Source organism: Frigidibacter sp. MR17.24 (genome assembly GCF_037095655.1).
Classification (GTDB): Bacteria; Pseudomonadota; Alphaproteobacteria; order Rhodobacterales; family Rhodobacteraceae; genus Frigidibacter.
In genome coordinates this window covers 240-666 of record NZ_JBAWKE010000033.1, presented here as the reverse complement: position 1 = coordinate 666, position 427 = coordinate 240, and the positions used below count along the sequence as shown (strand labels likewise).

Genomic DNA, 427 nt, shown 5'->3' with positions numbered 1-427 from the left:
GCGGCTCGGGTGGCGGTGATCTCGACCCGAGCGACACGGATCTCGCGCTGGATCTCGGTCCCGTGGAGGCAGACGTGCCGCTCGACCTCGCGGAAGACCTGCTCGGCGATGTCGACCTCGGCCTGGGCACCCCTCTCGGCGACGACGCGCCGGCGGATACCGACCTGTCCGTCGACCTCGGCCCGGTGGATGCCGACGTTTCGCTCGACGCGGCCGAGGCGCTGATCGGCGACGTCGATCTGCCGATCGGCGGCTCGGGTGGCGGTGATCTCGACCCGAGCGACACGGATCTTGCGCTGGATCTGGGACCGATCGACGCCGAGGTTCCGCTCGACCTCGCGGAAGGCCTGCTCGGCGATGTCGACCTCGGGCTGGGCACCCCTGTCGGCGACGACGCGCCGGCGGATACCGACCTGGCGGTGGACCT

1 pseudogene is annotated in these 427 nt (G+C 71.4%); it reads left to right on the top strand.

The annotated features are described in order from the left end of the window. A pseudogene (locus V8J39_RS23530) lies at nucleotides 1–427 on the top strand (hypothetical protein); the annotation flags it as partial.